Consider the following 19,769-nt stretch of genomic DNA (forward strand, 5'->3'; position numbering starts at 1 on the left):
ACCCCACTTTCGCGCCAACCCTGCTCGGAAGCCTCCACGGCAAGTGAGGAGACAGTGAACTGCTGGGCTTACGAAACTGAACCCAATTCCAACCTTCAGTAGCTTAAATACGCTCTTAAGATCAAAATCAAACCTAATCCTTCTTAAACAGCCCCTCAATTCGCTGCAACATATTGCTGGCGCTGTAATAATCCAGGCGGAAAGTATCGTTGCCCATCGCATAAACGCGGTTCTGCTGGAGTGGCGCTAGGTGGGAGAGAAACTTATTCGCTTCCAACGCCTCAATCGCAGGCCTGTCGCCAGAAAATAGCAGGAAGGTGTTGCCGGTCAGCCCTTCCGCTAGCTTTTCTCCGCCTAACTGAATGATATCTTTACGATGTCCCATACTGGTATTACCCAGTACGGATTCAGGGACAGTGGCTAGCGTAAAGCCCAGCTCCAATAATAATTTTCCCTGCGCCGAGTTTGCCGTCCACAGGTTGGCGGTCTGCCCTCCAGCCTGATACACAAAGGCTGAAACCGGTTGCGGCGGTAGCGTAATACTGTTTTTTACCTGATCCAGACGTTTGGCAAAGTCGCTAATTACTCGCTCTGCATCGGCTTCGTGGCCGGTTGCCTGACCCAGCGTTAGCGCCAGTTCCTGCCAGCTTTTATCGTCGTAATTCATTACCAGAGTTGGAGCAATGGCTGAAAGCTGCTCGTACAACTTCAAGGCCGAATCGCCGCCGGTAGCTGAAATGATAATCAAATCCGGATTCATACCGGCCACCGCTTCTGCATTCGGCTCTGTTTGGTACATAGGTACCAGATTGCGCGCTTTGGCCTCTTTTGACCATTGCGTAAAGAAGCCGAGATCGTCAGCAACCGTGGTGTTAGGAACGGTTGCGCCAGTACCAATCACCGGCGCTTTGATTGCCAGCAAAGTACCAGTAATCGTAATGCTTGTAGAAACAATGCGTCGCGGTGCTTTCTCAAGCTGCACATCGCCTCTGGCGGTATGAACCGTGCGGGGCCATTGACCATTGGTTTCGCTGGCTGGGGGCGTAGGGGAAATCCGGGGCGTTTCATCCGCCGGTTTACATCCACTCAAGCCCAAAAGAGCCAGCAGGCATAAAAAGGCCGGAAAGGCTACGCGGCGGGTTTTCTGCGTAATGCTACGAAAAAAAAGGGACATGGCTTAGTTGAATCTCCTATTTTTCTGGCTTATCCACATAAGCAAAAATGATTAATGGAATATTTACATACATTGACAATGTCAATGCTTCGTCGTAATTTACCATGCTTAAGTGGAATGATAGTAATTATTATTAACATTACTATTTACATCGTGGTGGAGGTTTTTGTGGCACACAGTGGCACTGCAGGGCGTTTGGATAACTCACTTTTTTCAGCGACTTCCTCAGCGTTTTTATTCACTTCAGCACATCGGAGTATAAAAACACAGGGGGTGGCGGAACGAATTACTCAACGAGCACAAGGCGGTGCGGAATACCCCGGTACGCTGCAAGAATCGATCCAGAAGGCATTTATCAAAGCGCGCGCCGATGGCCTGCAACGTCCTATCGTTGTCGGAGCCATTCCCTTTGATATTAGCCAGCCTACCCAGCTATTCATTCCTCAATCCTATCAATTTCTCGACCGTCAGGAATTGGTTTCTGCTGCATCAGATACATCAGAAGACCCGGTTTCTGTCGCTCAGTGGCGCAGCCTGCCTAATGAAGACGACTTTAAACAGGCGGTTGCTCAGGCGGTTGAAACCTTCCGTCGGGGCGCAATGCATAAGGTGGTATTGTCGCGAATTTTAGAGATTGAAACCGAGACACCGATCAATCCTAACCGGGTTATCAATCACTTATTACGCCAAAATCCAGGCGCGTTTCATTTCCATATTCCTCTGAGTGAAGGCGGCGTTTTGTTGGGAGCCAGCCCGGAACTTCTGGTACGTAAGGACGGAGATCGAGTTTATACCAACCCCTTAGCCGGTTCGGCAAAACGTCAGGCAACGGTAGAAGGCGATCATGTGGTTTCTCAAGCCTTAATGAATTCTGGAAAGGATCAGTATGAGCATCGTTTGGTTATCGACGAAATTCGCCGCTTACTGACGCCGTATTGCCGCTCGTTAAATATCCCGACGCAGCCTTCACTGATTAGCACCGCTGCACTGTGGCATCTTTCTACAGCTATTAGCGGCGAGCTGGAAAGTGCCCAAACCTCGGTGCTGGAACTGGCTTGCCTATTACATCCAACGCCAGCGCTCTGCGGGTTCCCAACGGAATCAGCTCGTCGGTTAATCAATCAGTTAGAGCCTTTCGAACGAGGCTTATTCAGCGGTATCGTCGGCTGGTGTGATGAAGACGGCAACGGGGAGTGGGCGGTAGCGATTCGCTGCGCAACGCTGCATGACACTCAGGCGCGCCTGTTTGCTGGGGCCGGAATCGTGATGGCATCGCAGCCTGCACTTGAGTGGGCCGAAACCGAAGCCAAGCTAGGCACCATGTTGAATGCGTTGGGAATTCAATCACAGGGACGTTTGCCATGAGTATTGAATTTACCCGTTGGCCTGCGGAGTTTGCACGTCAATATCGCGAAAAAGGTTATTGGATTGATTTACCGCTGACGGACGTGCTGTCCAGACAGTGCCAACTGCGTCCACAGGCAACGGCGGTGATTTGCGGCGAACGCCAGTTCAGCTATGCCGAAATGAATCGCGCTTCGGATCGACTGGCCGCCAGATTAACCGGTCAGGGACTGGGACATGGCGATACGGCTTTGGTGCAATTACCCAATGTCGCCGAGTTTTATTTAGTGTATTTCGCGCTGTTGAAAATTGGCGTGGTACCGGTAAATGCCTTATTTAGCCACAATCGGTTGGAGCTGAATGCTTACGCTAAACAAATTCAGCCGCGCCTGTTGATTGCCTCCGCCAGCCACGCTTTGTTTAGTGACGCGGCCTTTACGCAGCAGTTGCAGCAGTCAGTGCCTTCTCTTGAATTTGTGATTATTGATGGTGAGAATGATTATGCGCCATTGTTACAGACCATGCTGTATGAGGAATTAGACGGCGAGTTGCCTGATTTTTCGCCGACTGCGGCGGACGAAGTCGCCTTTTTCCAGCTTTCCGGTGGCAGTACCGGGACGCCGAAACTGATTCCGCGAACTCACAATGATTATTACTACAGCGTCAGAGGCAGCGTAGATATTTGTCAAAATGATGAAAATACCCGCTATCTGTGCGCGCTGCCTGCGGCTCATAACTATCCGCTCAGCTCGCCCGGCGCATTGGGTATTTTCTATGGCGGTGGCTGCGTAGTTTTGGCTCCTGAGCCTAGCGCTATGAGCTGTTTCCCACTGATTAAACGTCATCAAATCACCATGACCTCATTGGTTCCGCCAGCTGTATCTCTGTGGCTGCAGGCCGCCGAGCATTTTGGCACAGAGGATCTCGCTAGCTTGAAACTGTTGCAGGTCGGCGGCTCCAAACTGAGTGAATCGCTGGCACGGCGCATTCCGCAGATGCTGGGCTGTCAGTTGCAACAAGTGCTGGGAATGGCCGAAGGCTTGGTGAATTACACCCGTTTGGACGATAGCGACGAGCGTATTTTCACCACGCAGGGTTGCCCTATCAGCGCCGATGATGAAGTTAGGGTGCTGGACAGTGCCGGTCAGCCGGTTGCGCCGGGAGAAGCGGGAGAGTTAGTCACGCGCGGGCCTTATACTTTCCGCGGCTATTACCGTAGCCCAGAACATAATGCGAAAGCTTTTGATGATGAAGGATTTTACCACTCTGGCGATGTAGTACAGATGACCGAAGACGGCTACCTGTGCGTTGTTGGGCGTGAGAAGGATCAAATCAATCGCGGGGGCGAAAAAATTGCCGCCGAAGAGGTAGAAAATCTGCTGTTAACCCACGAAAGCATCATTCACGCGGCGCTGGTGTCGATGCCTGATGAAATGCTGGGTGAAAAAAGCTGTGCCTTTGTGGTAACTCGCGATGCCAGTCTCAAACCGCTCCACTTACGCAAATATCTGCGTGGTATCGGGGTGGCGGAATTCAAGCTGCCGGATCGATTTGAAATGGTCGATAGCCTACCGGTTACGCCGGTCGGGAAGATAGACAAGCGACTACTGCGACAAACCATTCAGACCCAAATCAGCATCAGTGAATAAGGATTTTTTCATGGCGATTCCAACTCTTTCTGCTTATCAACTGCCGCAGGCAGAACATGTTCCGGCAAATAAAGTGGGCTGGCAGTTCGATCCGACCAAAGCCGTGCTGCTGATTCACGATATGCAGGACTACTTTGTCAGCTTCTACGGTGACAATAACCCAATGATTAATCGGGTGATCGACAATATTGCCGCCATTCGCCGCTACTGTAAAAGTCAGGGTGTGCCGGTGATTTATACCGCTCAACCTAATAATCAAAGCCCGGAAGATCGGGCGCTGCTGAATGACATGTGGGGCGCAGGTTTAAACGATCATCCGGCCAAGCAGCGGGTAGTGAGTGCGTTAACGCCGGAAGAAGACGACGAGATTTTGGTGAAATGGCGCTATAGCGCATTCCATCGCTCGCCGTTAGAACAAATGATGAAGGAAATGGGGCGTGACCAGTTGGTGATTTGCGGTATCTACGGCCACATTGGCTGCATGATTACTGCAACGGACGCTTTCATGAAAGATATTAAGCCGTTTATGGTGGCGGACGCGGTGGCTGATTTCTCGCTGGAAGAGCATCTGATGGCGCTGAAATATGTGGCGACGCGTAGCGGAAGTGTGATTTTCACTGAGGCACTGCTGGGTGAAGCAAACCAAAGTGATAACAGATTCAGCAAAGAAAGCTTGAAAGCACAGCTCCTGGCGCTGATTGACGAAAGTGACGAAGACTTTGATGAAGATGAAAATCTGATCGATTACGGCCTGAATTCCGTTCATATCATGGCGCTGGTGACCGAATGGCGTCAGCAAGGTATTGAGCTGAGTTTTGTCGATCTGGCGAAATCCCCAAGCTTAAATGGCTGGTGGGCACTGTTTGAGAAACAACTGGCGGCTGGGGCGAAATAATGGCTGGCACAATGGTACAAATGGATTTCACCGGTAAGCGTGTGTGGGTGACCGGTGCGGGTCAGGGTATCGGTTTTGAAACGGCTAAATTATTCACGGCGCTGGGCGCGGAAGTCTTTGGCCTGGATAAAAACTTTCCCAATGAAAAATATCCTTTCACTACGGCAGTGCTGGATATTAGGCAGCCTGCGCAGGTGGCGGACGTTTGCGAGCAACTGCTTGAGGTTGCGTCCGGCATCGATGTGTTGGTGAACGCAGCGGGTATTTTGCGTATGGGAGAAGCCCAAAACTTGAGTTTGGATGACTGGCAGCAGTGTTTTGACGTCAACGTTTCTGGTGCTTTTTATCTGTTAAAACAGCTTATTCCGGTGTTCAAGCAGCAGCGGTCCGGCGCGATAGTCAGCATTGGCTCAAATGCGGCTCATGTACCGCGTATGCAAATGGCCGCTTACTGTGCCTCTAAAGCCGCATTAACCAGTTTCAGCCATTGCGTTGGGCTGGAGTTAGCTCCCTATGGCGTGCGCTGCAATCTGGTTTCGCCGGGATCGACCGATACCCCAATGCAACGCGGAATGTGGCAAACGCCAGACGCCGAGCAACGCACCATCGCCGGTTTTCCTCAGCAGTACAAGCTCGGAATCCCGCTGGGGAAAATCGCTACGCCTGCGGAAATTGCTCAAACGGTCGCGTTCTTGGCTTCAGATTTAGCTAGCCATATTACGTTGCAGGATATTGTCGTGGATGGTGGCGCAACTCTGGCGGCCTGATGGATTATCCGATGGAAGAAACGGTCACTGACCTGATCGAGGTCTGGAGTCGGTTAACGCCAGATCGCATTGCGGCAAGGAATGCGCAACAGGGGATCATCAGCTATTTTCAGCTGGAAAGAGATGCTAATCGTATTGCCAACTGGCTGAATCAACAGGGAATAGGTGAGCACTCAAGGATCGGCGTACTTACCGGTAGCGATCCCTATTTTCTGGTGGCACTGCTGGCGGTGTGGAAAGCAGGAGCCTGCTACGTGCCGCTGGATATGGATTACCCGCTTGGACGACTTAGCCATATGGTCGCCGACGCTGGGCTGAGCGTGATTCTTGGCGTTGGCAGCGGTGATTCAATGGCGCTTTGGTCCTGCGCCCGCTATTTCGATATAACCTCTTCCGGATTTCTTCGCGGTATTCAACGTTGGTCGGGCAGCCAACCGCCGCAGGTCGTTCGTCGTCCCCAGCAGTTGGCTTTAATTATCTATACCTCCGGTTCCACAGGCGTGCCGAAAGGGGTAATGATCGAACATGGCGCTTTGGCTAATTTATTGAAAGATCATGCTAAAGGGCTAGGAATCACCGCCAACAGCCGGGTGTATAACGCCTTATCTCTGGCATTTGACGCGGGTAATATGGCCGCTTTGTTGCCGTTAATCTGCGGAGGAGAATTGGCTCTTGGCTGCGGGGAAACAGCGGCTATTGTCCACAGCCGCAGCAGCCACTTATTTCTACCTACCGCATTGTTAGCTCGTCTTGATATCCAGGCCGCAGGGTTACCGTCGCTGATTGCCATCGGGGGCGAAGATTGCCCACAAAATCTGGCGGATCGCTGGGCAGATCGCGTAGCGCTTTATAATCTGTACGGCCCGGCGGAATGTACGGTAACCGCTCTTTATGGGCGGATTTTCCTCGGCCAGCGCGTTCATGTTGGTCAACCGGTTACTGGGATTCAGGCTTGGATTTTGGACCGTGACGGTGCCGAATGCCTGCCGGGGGAAGCCGGAGAGCTTTATCTCTCTGGCCTCGGGCTGGCGCGAGGGTATCTCAACCAACCGCAGCTTACTGCCCAGCGATTTATCGAGTGGCAGCCAATACCGGGCCAAAGGTTACGCTTATACCGTACCGGCGATAAGTTCAGAAAACTGCCTTGCGGGCATTATCAATTTCTAGGGCGTATAGAGGAAGAGGTACGAATCGGCGGTTATCTGATCGATATTGCCGAAGTGGAATCGCAGTTGATCCGCGTGTGCCCGTTATTAAAGCAGGTCAAAGTGGTCGTTCAACGATTGGGTGCTGAGGAAAAACTGTTGGCATTTGCGACCCTATGTCAGTGTTATCCGGCCTGCGCGCCGGAGCCTTGTCGTATTCTCTGTGATTTGGCGCACAGGCTGCCGGAATATCTGATTCCCAGTCAGCTACATTTGCTCAGTGAAATGCCGCTCACGCCAAATGGTAAGCTGGATGAAAAGCGTTTGCCGAGACTGGCAGCGAAAACTACTCTGGCGTGAACCTCATTGGGCCGATAAATAAAATCCTATCTCGTTTAGCGTCAATATTTTCCAGATTGGCTCTATTCATCATGATAAAAATACAGTATCAATGAAGGATATTCGTAGCGAAGGCAATTCACTGAGGGGCGGGCATGTTTTTTGTTTATGGCGAAACTGAGATTCAGCATCTCAAAAAACGCGATAAAAAGATGGCTGCGGCCATTGAACGCTTTGGCATGTTACAACGTCCAACCAATCCCGATCTGTTTGCCGGGTTAGTGCAATATATTGTTGAACAACAAATATCGGTAAAAGCGGCGCAAACCGTTAATACGCGCTTGCAGATATTAGTCGGAAATATTACGCCTGAACGCATTCTGTTATTGCCTGATGAAGAAATACAGCGCTGTGGTATGACAATGAAAAAAGCCCAATATATTAAAGGGGCAGCAGAGTCGGTGCGGGTCGGAGAGCTGGATTTGACAAATATTCATAGCCAAAGCGATGACGAAATCATTCGCACTCTTTCCAGATTAAATGGTATTGGCGTATGGACCGCAGAAATGCTGCTAATTTCTTCGCTGGCGCGTCCAGATGTTGTGAGTTGGGGGGATTTGGCTATTCGGCGCGGTATGATGAATTTATATCGTCATAAAGAACTGACTAAAGAGCGCTTTAAACGTTATAGAACACGTTATTCACCCTATGGCACCACCGCTTCTTTGTATCTTTGGGCTTTATCCAAAGATGAGTGAAAAATAATTCCGCTCGCGGGGGGGAAATATTAAAGTCTTTTCACCCGAAGCTCGAATGAAAAAGCAAGAAGCGGAGTGTTTGACCGTTTTCTCTGAATTAATCTGGCTAGCACTGGCGGGACCGAAATTTTAAACGGCAACGCCTTAACGATTCCATTCGTCGAGGGTTAACGATTATGAATGCTAGACAGAATTTCAAGAGCGATCGGGCGCGTTGGCTGGCTATCGTCCAGCGAAATAAAGACGCCGATGGCGCTTTTATATATGGGGTAAAAACCACCGGTATTTATTGCTTACCGTCTTGCCCATCCCGTCAGCCCCGGCAGGAAAACGTGGTGTTTTTCGCGAATAGGTTAGCGGCTGAAGTAGCAGGATTTCGCCCGTGTAAACGTTGCGGCGGTGTTCAGGGAGATCAGCAGTACGAAATAATTTCCAAAGCCTGCCGCTATATTGAAAAGTCCGATCATATTCCAACGCTAAATGAACTGGCTGATTATGTGGGCCAGAGCGCATATCATTTTCACCGACGATTTAAAGCGGCGATTGGCCTGACGCCAAAAGGCTACGCTGAAGCTTTGCGTACTCAGCGGATACGTCAGCAATTGGCGCAAACGGGTTTTGTTACCGACGCTATTTTCGAAGCGGGCTATCAATCGAATGCACGTTTCTACCATAAATCTAATGCCATGTTAGGCATGACGCCTAAGGCATTCCATCGCGGTGGAACCGGAACAACTATTTATTTTGCCGTTGGCCAGTGTTCATTGGGCGATATTCTAGTGGCGAAAAGTGAACGGGGGGTTTGCGCGATTTGGATGGGAGAGAGTGCGCAACAGCTAGTGCAAGAGCTGCAAGATAAGTTTCCTCAGGCGGTTTTAATCGGCGGGGATGAAACTTTTGACATCCTGGTGGCTCAGGTGGTGGGGTGTATTGAAACGCCAGAAATTGGCCTGGATTTACCATTGGATATTCGCGGAACAGCTTTTCAGCAGCGGGTCTGGCAAGCTTTGCGAGAAATCCCGCTAGGTGCCACGGTGAGTTATAGCGAAATTGCCGATAAAATTGGTTTACCAAAGGCGATGCGCGCCGTTGCCGGAGCCTGTGCCGCCAATATGCTGGCTGTGGCGATTCCTTGCCATCGGGTCGTTCGTCAGGATGGCGGGTTGTCTGGCTATCGTTGGGGTGTTGAGCGCAAGAGAGCGCTGCTAAAAAAGGAAGGGAAACAATAAATAAAGGGCCTCGCCATTCTACTAAAGCGTCATTGCCTTATTTATGGCTAATCAGATAATTATTAGCCACTATTTATCTATGGTTGCTTCGGCTAACGAGAATGTATCAAAATAATTCGTTAGGTTATTTAATCCGCAAGAACAGTCATTTGCTCTGTCAAAGGAAATTTATTATTTTTTTTGAACGCGTCGATGATTTCGTCCTTTTCTTCGTGAGCTTTAAGTCTTCGTCATTTTTTGTCAATTTTCGCTAACCCTGTAAGTTATAAAGGAAAAAATATCAGTAACATCGAGAAAAATAAGGTTTTTTTTCATAATAATTTCGTCAGTTTTTGTCAGTAAAAATAGCCATTCAGCCCGTATTTCCACCTGATTCTTCATTGCATCACGTAATTACATAGGTTATTACTTATATAGTTACATAAATTTTTTTGATGGCTGCTAAAGCAATTAACTCTTTCTGGCTTTACACAGTGGAATGAAGATGAATACAAGGGAGTAAATAATGGGATTACGCAAAAGAAAGGTAAAACCTATGCAAATCAATGATATCACTATCATTGATGACACCAAACTGAAAAAAGCAATTACCGCGGCTGCATTAGGCAATGCTATGGAATGGTTTGATTTTGGTGTTTACGGTTTTGTCGCCTTCGCACTGGGGCAAGTATTTTTCCCTGGGGCCGATCCCGGAATTCAAATGATCGCCGCATTGGCGACCTTTTCCGTACCTTTTTTGGTTCGCCCACTTGGCGGCATATTCTTTGGTGCCCTCGGCGATAAGTTTGGACGGCAAAAAGTTTTGTCCGTCACCATTATTATTATGTCTGTCAGTACCTTCTGTATTGGCTTAATTCCGTCCTATGCATCAATCGGGATTTGGGCACCGATACTACTGTTATTGGCTAAATTGGCCCAAGGCTTTTCCGTCGGTGGTGAATATACCGGAGCGGCTATTTTTGTTGCTGAATATTCTCCGGATAGAAAGCGCGGTTTCCTCGCGAGTTGGTTAGATTTTGGTTCCATTGCCGGTTTTATTTTAGGCGCCGGAGTGGTTGTTCTGATTTCCAGCATTGTCGGTGAAGCTAATTTCCTTGAATGGGGATGGCGTATTCCTTTCTTTATTGCAGCTCCGCTAGGATTGATTGGTATTTATCTGCGCCACGCTTTGGAAGAAACTCCAACCTTCCAACAGCATGTTGAGCAAATGGATAGCGATGCGCGCAATAATATTACTCAACCGCCAAAGGTTTCTTTCCGCGAAATTCTAACGAAGCAATGGAAAAATCTGATCATATGCGTTGGTATGGTTATTGCTACTAACGTCACTTACTACATGCTGTTGACCTATATGCCGAGCTACTTGTCTCATAGCCTGCATTATTCGGAAGATCACGGTGTACTAATCATCATCGCCATCATGTTGGGTATGTTGTTTGTCCAGCCAATTATGGGATTGATGAGCGACAGATTTGGCCGCAAACCTTTTATCGTATGCGGAAGTATTGGCCTTTTTGTTTTGGCCATTCCATGCTTCATCCTGATTAACAGCGGCGTGATTGGCCTGATATTCTGTGGATTGTTGATTCTGGCCGTATTGTTGAACTGCTTTATCGGCGTAATGGCTTCAACTTTACCTGCCATGTTCCCTACGCATATTCGTTACAGTGCATTGGCCATCGCTTTTAATATATCGGTAATGATTGCCGGGTTGACTCCAACCATTGCCGCATGGCTGGTTGAATCCACTCAGAATCTCTTCATGCCAGCCTATTATTTGATGGTGGTTGCGGTTATAGGTTTGGTTACAGGGATATTTATGAAGGAAACGGCGAATAAACCGCTGAAAGGCGCTACGCCGGCAGCTTCCGACCGGGCAGAAGCTAAGGAAATCCTGCAAGAACACCATGATAATATTGAGCAAAGTATTGAGGATATCGATCAGGAAATTGCTGAGCTGGAGAAAAAAAGAAAGAATCTTATCGCCCAGCATCCCGATATAAATTAATCATAAAAGTCTGTTAAAAAGTCAGCCTATATAGTGGCTGACTTTTTTATTTCCTGATTTAGGCATTTTATTATCAGCAGGTGCGCGGTTATATTTAGTCGTTCTGATTAAATCGGGCGATAAATAATCAACTGGAAAGTAAAAACCGGTTAAGAGTAGTAAGTTCTGGCTGTCGGTATATCTACTTGTATTATTAGCTCCCCTATGGCAATTAATCTTGCTCTTCCAAAGGCGCTTTCTAACGTAAATGAGGTTTCCCTGATGGTGCCTTAGCGAGGTATAAAATGACTTGTTAAACGTGCAGGTATATTATTTTTTTCTTATGCTACAACGCTGCACCAATAAGGAATTAGCTAAGATATATAATGTCGACGATAATAAGATAGAAGATAGAAGATAGAAGATAGAAGATAGAAGATAGAAGATAGAAGATAGAAGATAGAACACATGGCATTTATCAAAAAGAGAATGTACATTCGCTTCGATAATTCGACGCGTTTTTGTAAGTCTTTGCAGCTTGATAATCACATTTCAGTTCGACTGATAGAGAAAGGCATTCAGTTTATATGAATCTTATTCAAAAAAATAACATTGGGATTAAAATTGAGGGTTACCCATTAAGCCGGGTGCAATAGGATAAAAGGGAATGATAATGTGCTGGCGATCGGAGCGTTGCCACCACACTGGCGGTGAATAAACGAATGGTTACTCAGTTCGTCGTCAATAAACGCACAGCGAATAAACGATGAGTTGCGTTTCTGTTTAAAACAGGCAGTTTATGGCCAACCCTCTAGTCTCCGCTATGTGTCGCCAATTCTTTAGCTTTGTTACGGTATTGCCCCGGCGTACAGCCAAAATGGCGCACAAAAGCTTTGTGGAAAGATGATTCGTTGGCATAGCCCACCAGTTCTGCGATAGCTACCAAAGGCGCGGCTTCGCGAGCCAGACGCTGTGCGGCAAGCTGCATTCTCAGAGTCGTCAACAATGAAAGCGGAGTTGTCCCTGAGACCTGACGAAACACTTCGGCAAAACTAGCCCGAGACATATGGGCGATTTGCGCCAGGCTTTCCACCGTCCAGTGATAATGAGGAGCTTCCAGCATTTGAGCCACCGCTTCACCTAATCGGGTATGTAGCAAAGCCTGCAGTAGCCCTTTATCCAGTGGAGAATGTTGTAGCCAACCACGTATCGCAAAGGTTAAAAACATCCCGCACATTTGGCTGCAAATCGCTTCGGCACCGGGCTGGCCGCGATTCACCTCTTCCTGCATCAGTTTGATAGCGTAGTGGAACCACTCCCGACTTACTGAGGCATTCTCAGGGGACAGCACCAATACCTCTGGCAGCGCGGTCAGAAAATGGCGAGCGCTAATGGGCATATTCATACTACCGCATAAAATCTGGGTATTTTCTTTTGTATGCTGTCGCAGGCGATGGGCGGAGCTTTGGGGTAACAGCAGCATGGTGGTATTTTCCAGCAGGCGGGACTCGCCGGAAGATAAATCAAGCCAAGCCGAACCGGTAATGACCACATGCCAGCGAATGACGGATAAGTCACCTGCGGCGTGAGGTAATTGCCAGTCACCATCCAGAATACAATTACGGTCAAGGCGGCCCCGCGGGGGATTAAGAGCGATCAGCCTGCTAAGGGTATCCAAATTAGACTCCAGAACAATTTATCAAGCGTGATGGAAATACGTTAGCACAGTCGTTATAGCTACACTATGACCTATCGAAATCGTTCTGGGATTTTTAGGGGCGTTATTTTTCTCAGGTTTGGATTAGAAATTCTTGGCGAGGATGAATCATGAATCATTATCAAGCTGTCATAGTCGGGTTTGGGAAAGGCGGGAAAACTCTGGCTGTAACCCTGGCTAAAGCCGGCTGGCAAGTTGCCATTATTGAGCAGTCAAAGAAAATGTATGGCGGTACCTGCATTAATATTGGCTGTATCCCAACTAAAGCTTTGGTTCATGATGCGCAACTCCATTATGACTTTTCTCAGGCTATGCGTCGTAAATCCGATCTGGTTAATTTCCTGCGGGATAAGAATTATCACAATCTGGCGGATTTGGAGAATGTTGATGTTATTGATGGGCGTGCGGAATTTATTGATAGCCATACGCTACGAGTCACAACGCCGGAAGGGGAATTAACGCTCACCGGTGAAAAGATCTTTATCAATACCGGAGCGAAGTCGGTAATGCCACCGGTGGAAGGTTTAGCATCAACGCCGGGGGTTTATGACAGTACCGGCCTGCTGAATCTGGAAACTTTGCCCGTTCATTTGGGCATTCTTGGCGGCGGGTATATTGGCGTGGAGTTTGCCTCAATCTTTGCTCAGTTTGGTAGTAAAGTGACTATTTTCGAAACGGCATCGCGCTTTTTACCTCATGAAGATCAGGATGTAGCAGGGGCGATTCTGGGTATTTTGAAAGATCAGGGCGTTGAACTGGTGCTCAATGCCAAGGTCGATTGCGTATCTGAATATAATGGCGCAGTTCAGCTGCATACCGATCAAGGTGACTATAACGTAAATGCCTTACTGGTTGCGTCCGGGCGAGCGCCGAATACTCAAGATTTACAATTGCATCAGGCGGGAGTTGAGGTTAACGATCGCGGTGCTGTGATGGTCGATCCTTATTTACGTACCACGGCGAGTCATATCTGGGCGATGGGGGATGTAAAAGGTGGGCCGCAGTTTACCTATATTTCGCTGGATGATTTCCGCATTGTTCGGGATCAGCTATTGGGGAGTGGTAAACGCCATACCGGCGATCGTAAACATGTACCTTATTCGGTATTCATGAATCCGCCGCTGTCTCGGGTTGGGCTAACCGAAACGCAAGCGCGCAATAGCGGTGCCGATATTCAGGTTGTTACCCTGCCGGTCGCTGCTATTCCGAAAGCTCGAGTGTTAAATGATACGAGAGGCGTGCTAAAAGCGATTATTGATAATAAGACACAGCAGATTCTCGGTGTATCGTTGCTTTGCCCTGATTCTCACGAAATGATCAATACCGTAAAAATGGTAATGGATGCGGGGCTGCCTTATACCATACTACGCGATCAGATTTTTACTCATCCTTCGATGAGTGAATCTTTAAACGATTTATTCAGTCTGGTTCAATAAAAGTATTCTGCTTTATTACAACGCTCTATTTCGGACGGAGAGTTGTTTTATCGATTATGGGTAGTCACGCTATTTCAGACGATACGACAAAAAATTCAGAGTCTGTGAAAAATGCAACTCACTCAGATAAACCTATTATCTCATCAATGGAAAGACGGGTACTTATCTAATTAACCCGGTTTTCTACTGCTGTGTCAGATAAATAAAAAGGAGTTTATCGATGAACAAGTATTTAGAGTTACTGAGTCGGGGTGATAAGGTCGGTCTTACCCTGATCCGATTAAGCATTGCGATTGTTTTTATCTGGATCGGTTTGTTGAAATTTGTACCTTACGAAGCCGATAGTATTACCCCTTTTGTCGCCAATAGCCCGTTGATGTCATTCTTCTATGAGAATCCCACCGAATATAAACAGTATATGACGCACGAAGGTGAGTTAAACCTTGTTGCCAGACAGTGGCAAGAAATGAATAACACCTACGATTTTTCTAATGGACTGGGCGTTGTGGAAGTGCTGATTGCTCTTTTGGTCTTAGCCAATCCGTTTAGCCGTTGGCTAGGCCTGATTGGCGGCCTGCTAGCGTTCCTGACGCCTTTTGTTACCCTTTCATTTTTAATCACAACGCCAGAAGCCTGGGTTCCGAATTTGGGAGACATGCACCACGGTTTCCCTTATTTATCAGGGGCAGGACGATTGATATTAAAGGATACTTTGATGCTGGCAGGTGCGATTATGATTATGGCTGATTCAGCACGGGATATTCTTAAACATCAAGCTAGAGAAGCTAAAGTCGCGGGATAAATACATTCCAGAGATAAAATAGCCAGCCGCAAGGCTGGTTTTCTTAAATAGACTGACGAAAACTTTAATTCTGTATCTGTATCTGTATCTGTATCTGTATCTGTATCTGTATCTGTATCTGTATCTTTATCTGTATCTGTATCTGTATCTGTATCTGTATCTGTATCTTTATCTTTATCTTTATCTTTATCTTTATCTTTATCTTTATCTTTATCTTTATCTTTATCCTTATCCTTATCCTTATCCTTATCCTTATCCTTATCCTTATCCTTATCCTTATCCTTATATTTAATGTAATGGCATGAGTTATATCGGATCTCTTTTAAAGAACGCCCCGATACCGACGCGGAATTCTCTGATTGACGCTGATCATATTCATGTAAACTCACGCCAATAAAGCGTTTAAATTTATCTCTAGCCAGAACCTGCGAGTATAACGCTAACAAATTGATTAAAAAGGAGGAAATAAAATAGCATTTGATTCTCGATTGTAATGATAACTATTATCAATTATTATCCGTGAATAAATTCTCGGTAGGGTTTTGTAACCGTCTATGTCCACTCTCGCTGGTGCGTCACCTTCTGCTAGCTTTGAAGCTCTCTACAGCTCGCACCATCACTGGTTAAGAAATTGGCTGCGATCGAAGCTGGGATCGACATATGATGCAGACGATCTGGCGCAGGATACCTTTATGGGGATTCTCGTCGGCAATAAAGCTCATGAAATTCGTGAACCCAAATCCTTCTTATGCACCGTTGCTCGCCGGGTCATGATCGACTATTTCCGCCGTAACGCGCTGGAACGTGCCTATCTTGAAATGCTGGCGCAAATGCCGGAAGTTTCTGTCACCTCACCTGAACAGCGCCAGTGCCTGTTGGAAACGCTGCAACAGATCGACACCATGCTTGATGGGCTTGGGCATAAGGTGCGCCAGGCATTTCTGATGTCGCAGTTGGAAGGGCTCACTTATCCGGTGATAGCCGAACGTTTACAGATATCGGTTATTTCAGTCAAAAAATATATGGCAAAAGCGACCGAACATTGCCTGCTGTTTGCGCTGGAACATCCTTAAACGCCATGAGTTCCTCATTATCTGAATCTCAGCAACGGGCCTTGAAAATGGCTGCGCAGTGGTTTGCTACCCTTTGTGACGAAAACGTCACGTCGCAGCAAAAGCAAAAGTGGCAACTTTGGTATCGGCAGCATGAGGATCATCGCTGGGCGTGGCAGCGGGTCGAGGCATTACAGGGGCAGTTTCACAGCATGCCCGGTACATTCAGCTATCAAACCCTCAATCAGGCACGACAGCAGGCGGAAATCACTCGGCGTCGGGTATTGAAAGGATTGGTGGTTTTTCTGGGAGTCGGTGGTTCCTGGAAAGCCTGGCAGTCGCCTACCGGGCAAGGGCTGTGGGCAGATGCGCGCACCTCGACCGGTGAAATTAAATCTCTGCCTTTGAGCGATGGTTCCCAACTTTTCCTCAATACCGCCAGTGCGGCAGACATTCGTTATACGACGGATCGGCGGCTGATCTGGTTACATCAGGGAGAGATCGGCATTACCACTGCAAAAGATCTGCAGGCTCGACCTTTTATTGTGGAAACATCGCAGGGCTGGATGCGGGCGTTGGGTACACAATTTATCGTGCGACAAACCGGAGATATCACGCAGTTATCGGTGCTTAAACACGCCGTCGAAGTGAAGCTACGCGCCGCTCCAAATCAAATTATCACCGTGAATGAAGGTCAGTCGGTGAGTTTCAGCGATCGGGATTTCTCTGCCTTGACTCCGTTAATCGCCGGTGCCGGAAGTTGGACTCAGGGGCGATTAAGCGTCAGTGACGGGCGGCTGGGTGATGTCATTGAAGACATTGCGCGTTATCGACATGGCCGCCTAAGCTGCGATCCGACGGTTGCCGAGCTGCGTATTAGCGGCACTTTTCCTCTCAAGGATACCGATCGTTTGCTAAAAATACTGACTCAAACTCTTCCTGTTAAAGTTCAATCACTTACCCGATATTGGGTGAAAGTGGTGCCTGCCTGAATGCTTATTTCTAAATAAAAATGATAAAAAGTCGCATTCGCGATTATACCTTTTGCGATTTCATTCGACTCCTACATAGCACAGTAAAAAAACATAAATTCTGGAGAGGGTATGTCCATTTCTTCACGCGCAGGCGTTTTTGGCATTTTTAGCAAGGCAACACCATTGGCAATCGCCATTCATTGCACGTTAATTCCAGCGGCGATGCTGGCACCGGTAATGGCGACGGCGGCTTCTGCCACCGCGAGCTATCACATTGCACCGGGTGATCTCGATACCGCATTGAATCTGTTTGCCAGTCAGTCTGAGATCACTTTGTCAGTGGATTCCTCACTGACTCGCGGCAAACGTAGCGAAGGCCTAAACGGCAATTATTCGGTGAATAGCGGTTTACACGCTTTGTTATCGGGTAGTGGTTTACGGAGTAAAGCGCTGGGCGGCAATGCTTTCACGCTGGAGCCTGAGGTCTCAGCTAACGCAGATACTCTGACCGTAGTCGGTGATTGGTTAGGGGATGCGCGTGAAAATGACATTTTTGAACACGCCGGGGCGCGTGATGTCGTGCGCCGCGCAGAGTTTGCTAAAACGGGTGCGACTACCGTTCGTGAGGTTTTAAACCGTATGCCGGGCGTGAATGCGCCGGAAAACAATGGCACTGGCAGCCATGATATGGCGATGAACTTCGGTATTCGTGGCCTTAATCCGCGTTTAGCCAGTCGTTCTACCGTGCTGATGGACGGTATTCCCGTTCCTTTTGCCCCTTACGGCCAGCCTCAGCTTTCCCTTGCACCGGTTTCGCTGGGTAATCTGGATGCGGTCGATGTGGTGCGCGGCGGCGGTGCCGTGCGTTACGGGCCGCAAAGCGTTGGCGGCGTGGTTAACTTCGTGACTCGCGCTATTCCGCAGGATTTTGGCCTCTCAGCGGGCATGGAAGGCGCACTGAGCCCGACATCGAGCCAGAATGATCCCAAAGGCACCGGAAATCTGATGATTGGCGGCACGGCGGATAACGGTCTGGGAGCGGCGCTGCTGTATTCTGGCACTCGCGGTAGCGACTGGCGAGAACACAGTTCCACCAAAATCGACGATGTGATGTTGAAAACGCGCTATGCGCCAAACGATGTACATACTTTCAATAGCTTACTGCAATATTATGAAGGTCGGGCTGAAATGCCGGGCGGTTTGTCACGTGCGGCTTATAACGCCGACCCTTTCCAGTCAACGCGTCCTTACGACGAATTCTGGGGCCGTCGCCAGCTCGCGAGTCTGGGTTACCAATATCAACCGGATCAACAGCATAAGTTTAATATCCAGAGCTTCTATACCTACACCTTACGCAGTGGCTATCTCAATCAGGGCAAAAATATCACCCTGTCACCGCGCGAATATTGGGTTCGCGGTATTGAACCGCGTTATAGCCAAAGCTTCACATTGGGCTCGTCCGCCCATGAAGTGGGTATCGGCTATCGTTTCGTTAGCGAATCAACCCATGAATTGCGCTACACCAGTTTAGCCAGCAGTGGAAAATTACCGACTACCAGCAGCCCGTTTGACCGGGATACTCAGTCCGGAACTCAGGCTCACGCCTGGTATATCGATGACCGTATTGATATTGGTGATTGGACGATTACGCCGGGGATACGCTATGAGCGTATTCAGTCTTATCAGAATAACTACATTAAGAATACTAAGCAGGACATCAGCTACAACGCGCCGCTGCCCGCTCTGAATGTGGTTTATCACCTGAATGATGCCTGGAATATCTATGCTAATACCGAAGGTTCCTTCGGTACGGTGCAGTACAGCCAAATCGGAAAAGCCGTGGATAGCGGCAAAATTGAGCCGGAAAAAGCGCGCACATGGGAATTGGGGACGCGCTTCGATAACGACATCGTGAAAGCGGAAGTCGGACTGTTCCTGATTAACTTTGATAATCAGTATGATTCCAATCAGGTGACTGATAGCGTGACCGCTCGCGGTAAAACCCGCCACAGCGGTTTGGAAAGTCAGGTGCGCTACGATCTGGCGGATTTATCTCCCGCATTGGATAACCTTTCGGCCTACGCCAGCTATGCCTATGTGAATGCGATAATCCGTGAAGAAGGTGCTAACCGCGGTAATCAGGTGCCGTTCTCACCTAAAAACAAAGGCACGCTGGGGCTGGATTATTCACCGGGTAGTTGGACGTTTAACCTAAATAGCGAGTTCCAGTCCAGCCAGTTTGCGGACAATGCCAATACTGTGAAAGAAAGCGTGGACGGCAGTAACGGGCGAATTCCTGGATTCATGCTGTGGGGCGCTCGCGCCAATTACAACTTTGGCCCGCAAATGGCCAACCTGAATCTGGCGGTGGGCGTGAAGAATATCTTCGATCACCATTACTTCACCCGCGCCTATGACGATAACAACAAAGGAATGTATGTCGGCCAGCCGCGTACCCTTTATCTGCAAGGTTCGGTGAAATTCTAATATTTCAGCATCGC

At 48.4% G+C, this 19,769-nt stretch carries 16 protein-coding genes; 13 read left to right on the top strand and 3 right to left on the bottom strand.

All coding sequences use genetic code 11. The features are described 5' to 3' along the window. Positions 1-133: 133 nt before the first annotated feature. The gene (fepB, locus tag DBA33_RS12505) at positions 134-1,174 is read right to left on the bottom strand and encodes a Fe2+-enterobactin ABC transporter substrate-binding protein (RefSeq protein ID WP_162975202.1); all 1,041 of its coding nucleotides are present in this window, start codon (positions 1,172-1,174) and stop codon (positions 134-136) included. Between the two features lie 168 nt (positions 1,175-1,342). Between fepB and DBA33_RS12510 the strand changes: the two genes are divergently transcribed. The 8 genes from DBA33_RS12510 to proP all read left to right on the top strand — a co-directional run bounded on the left by DBA33_RS12510 (position 1,343) and on the right by proP (position 11,308). Then, a complete protein-coding gene (locus DBA33_RS12510; protein ID WP_064518369.1) occupies positions 1,343-2,539 on the top strand; it encodes an isochorismate synthase in 1,197 nt (398 codons plus the stop codon). After that, positions 2,536-4,167, top strand: coding sequence for a (2,3-dihydroxybenzoyl)adenylate synthase (locus DBA33_RS12515; RefSeq protein ID WP_064515106.1), 1,632 nt, complete (start codon positions 2,536-2,538; stop codon positions 4,165-4,167). The genes DBA33_RS12510 and DBA33_RS12515 overlap by 4 nt, the downstream gene beginning before the upstream one ends. A 10-nt stretch (positions 4,168-4,177) precedes the next feature. Beyond that, positions 4,178-5,062, top strand: coding sequence for an isochorismatase (locus DBA33_RS12520; protein WP_120806574.1), 885 nt, complete (start codon positions 4,178-4,180; stop codon positions 5,060-5,062). After that, positions 5,062-5,829: a 2,3-dihydro-2,3-dihydroxybenzoate dehydrogenase gene (dhbA, locus tag DBA33_RS12525; protein WP_276148119.1), complete on the top strand. Its 768-nt coding sequence runs from the start codon at positions 5,062-5,064 to the stop codon at positions 5,827-5,829. The genes DBA33_RS12520 and dhbA overlap by 1 nt, the downstream gene beginning before the upstream one ends. Further along, positions 5,829-7,334: an amino acid adenylation domain-containing protein gene (locus tag DBA33_RS12530; protein ID WP_064515103.1), complete on the top strand. Its 1,506-nt coding sequence runs from the start codon at positions 5,829-5,831 to the stop codon at positions 7,332-7,334. The genes dhbA and DBA33_RS12530 overlap by 1 nt, the downstream gene beginning before the upstream one ends. A gap of 134 nt (positions 7,335-7,468) precedes the next feature. Continuing rightward, the gene (locus DBA33_RS12535) at positions 7,469-8,071 is read left to right on the top strand and encodes a DNA-3-methyladenine glycosylase (RefSeq protein ID WP_064515101.1); all 603 of its coding nucleotides are present in this window, start codon (positions 7,469-7,471) and stop codon (positions 8,069-8,071) included. A gap of 176 nt (positions 8,072-8,247) precedes the next feature. Then, positions 8,248-9,300 (top strand): bifunctional DNA-binding transcriptional regulator/O6-methylguanine-DNA methyltransferase Ada, encoded by a 1,053-nt coding sequence (gene ada, locus DBA33_RS12540; RefSeq protein WP_120806575.1) that lies wholly within the window; start codon positions 8,248-8,250, stop codon positions 9,298-9,300. Positions 9,301-9,805: 505 nt separating this feature from the next. Next, positions 9,806-11,308, top strand: a complete 1,503-nt coding sequence (gene proP, locus DBA33_RS12545; RefSeq protein WP_049597746.1) for a glycine betaine/L-proline transporter ProP — start codon at positions 9,806-9,808, stop codon at positions 11,306-11,308. 790 nt (positions 11,309-12,098) lie between these two features. Here proP and rclR read toward each other — a convergent pair. Continuing rightward, the gene (gene rclR, locus DBA33_RS12550) at positions 12,099-12,965 is read right to left on the bottom strand and encodes a reactive chlorine-specific transcriptional regulator RclR (protein WP_064515098.1); all 867 of its coding nucleotides are present in this window, start codon (positions 12,963-12,965) and stop codon (positions 12,099-12,101) included. 149 nt (positions 12,966-13,114) lie between these two features. Between rclR and rclA the strand changes: the two genes are divergently transcribed. Beyond that, positions 13,115-14,440: a reactive chlorine resistance oxidoreductase RclA gene (gene rclA / locus DBA33_RS12555; protein ID WP_064515097.1), complete on the top strand. Its 1,326-nt coding sequence runs from the start codon at positions 13,115-13,117 to the stop codon at positions 14,438-14,440. A gap of 220 nt (positions 14,441-14,660) precedes the next feature. Beyond that, complete coding sequence (rclC, locus tag DBA33_RS12560) at positions 14,661-15,242, top strand: reactive chlorine resistance membrane protein RclC (RefSeq protein WP_120806576.1); 582 nt, start codon at positions 14,661-14,663, stop codon at positions 15,240-15,242. Here the strand turns inward: rclC and DBA33_RS20800 are convergent. Next, entirely contained in the window at positions 15,212-15,631 is a 420-nt protein-coding gene (locus tag DBA33_RS20800) for a hypothetical protein (protein WP_205582776.1), read from the bottom strand. The two genes, rclC and DBA33_RS20800, sit on opposite strands and share 31 nt — an antisense overlap. Positions 15,632-15,796: 165 nt before the next feature. On the opposite strand from DBA33_RS20800, the gene fecI reads away from it, so the two are divergent. The 3 genes from fecI to fecA all read left to right on the top strand — a co-directional run bounded on the left by fecI (position 15,797) and on the right by fecA (position 19,755). Further along, positions 15,797-16,315, top strand: a complete 519-nt coding sequence (gene fecI / locus DBA33_RS12570) for a ferric citrate uptake sigma factor FecI (protein ID WP_120806577.1) — start codon at positions 15,797-15,799, stop codon at positions 16,313-16,315. Positions 16,316-16,320: 5 nt separating this feature from the next. Next, on the top strand, positions 16,321-17,286 hold the full coding sequence (gene fecR / locus DBA33_RS12575) for a ferric citrate uptake sigma factor regulator FecR (RefSeq protein WP_120806578.1): 966 nt from the start codon (positions 16,321-16,323) through the stop codon (positions 17,284-17,286). 111 nt (positions 17,287-17,397) lie between these two features. Next, the gene (gene fecA / locus DBA33_RS12580) at positions 17,398-19,755 is read left to right on the top strand and encodes a TonB-dependent Fe(3+) dicitrate receptor FecA (protein WP_120806579.1); all 2,358 of its coding nucleotides are present in this window, start codon (positions 17,398-17,400) and stop codon (positions 19,753-19,755) included. Positions 19,756-19,769: the final 14 nt, after the last annotated feature.

The sequence above is a fragment of the Yersinia sp. IP36721 genome (genome assembly GCF_003634395.1).
Classification (GTDB): domain Bacteria; phylum Pseudomonadota; class Gammaproteobacteria; order Enterobacterales; family Enterobacteriaceae; genus Yersinia; species Yersinia entomophaga.

What these genes read in the sequence shown, in the direction of transcription:
- proP (WP_049597746.1), top strand. Translation starts at nt 9,806, where the DNA reads ATGGGATTACGCAAAAGAAAGGTAAAACCTATGCAAATCAATGATATC.
- fecA (WP_120806579.1), top strand. Translation starts at nt 17,398, where the DNA reads ATGTCCATTTCTTCACGCGCAGGCGTTTTTGGCATTTTTAGCAAGGCA.
- DBA33_RS12520 (WP_120806574.1), top strand. Translation starts at nt 4,178, where the DNA reads ATGGCGATTCCAACTCTTTCTGCTTATCAACTGCCGCAGGCAGAACAT.
- rclA (WP_064515097.1), top strand. Translation starts at nt 13,115, where the DNA reads ATGAATCATTATCAAGCTGTCATAGTCGGGTTTGGGAAAGGCGGGAAA.
- ada (WP_120806575.1), top strand. Translation starts at nt 8,248, where the DNA reads ATGAATGCTAGACAGAATTTCAAGAGCGATCGGGCGCGTTGGCTGGCT.
- fepB (WP_162975202.1), bottom strand. Translation starts at nt 1,174, where the DNA reads ATGTCCCTTTTTTTTCGTAGCATTACGCAGAAAACCCGCCGCGTAGCC.
- fecI (WP_120806577.1), top strand. Translation starts at nt 15,797, where the DNA reads ATGTCCACTCTCGCTGGTGCGTCACCTTCTGCTAGCTTTGAAGCTCTC.
- dhbA (WP_276148119.1), top strand. Translation starts at nt 5,062, where the DNA reads ATGGCTGGCACAATGGTACAAATGGATTTCACCGGTAAGCGTGTGTGG.
- DBA33_RS12535 (WP_064515101.1), top strand. Translation starts at nt 7,469, where the DNA reads ATGTTTTTTGTTTATGGCGAAACTGAGATTCAGCATCTCAAAAAACGC.
- DBA33_RS12530 (WP_064515103.1), top strand. Translation starts at nt 5,829, where the DNA reads ATGGATTATCCGATGGAAGAAACGGTCACTGACCTGATCGAGGTCTGG.
- fecR (WP_120806578.1), top strand. Translation starts at nt 16,321, where the DNA reads ATGAGTTCCTCATTATCTGAATCTCAGCAACGGGCCTTGAAAATGGCT.
- rclC (WP_120806576.1), top strand. Translation starts at nt 14,661, where the DNA reads ATGAACAAGTATTTAGAGTTACTGAGTCGGGGTGATAAGGTCGGTCTT.
- DBA33_RS12515 (WP_064515106.1), top strand. Translation starts at nt 2,536, where the DNA reads ATGAGTATTGAATTTACCCGTTGGCCTGCGGAGTTTGCACGTCAATAT.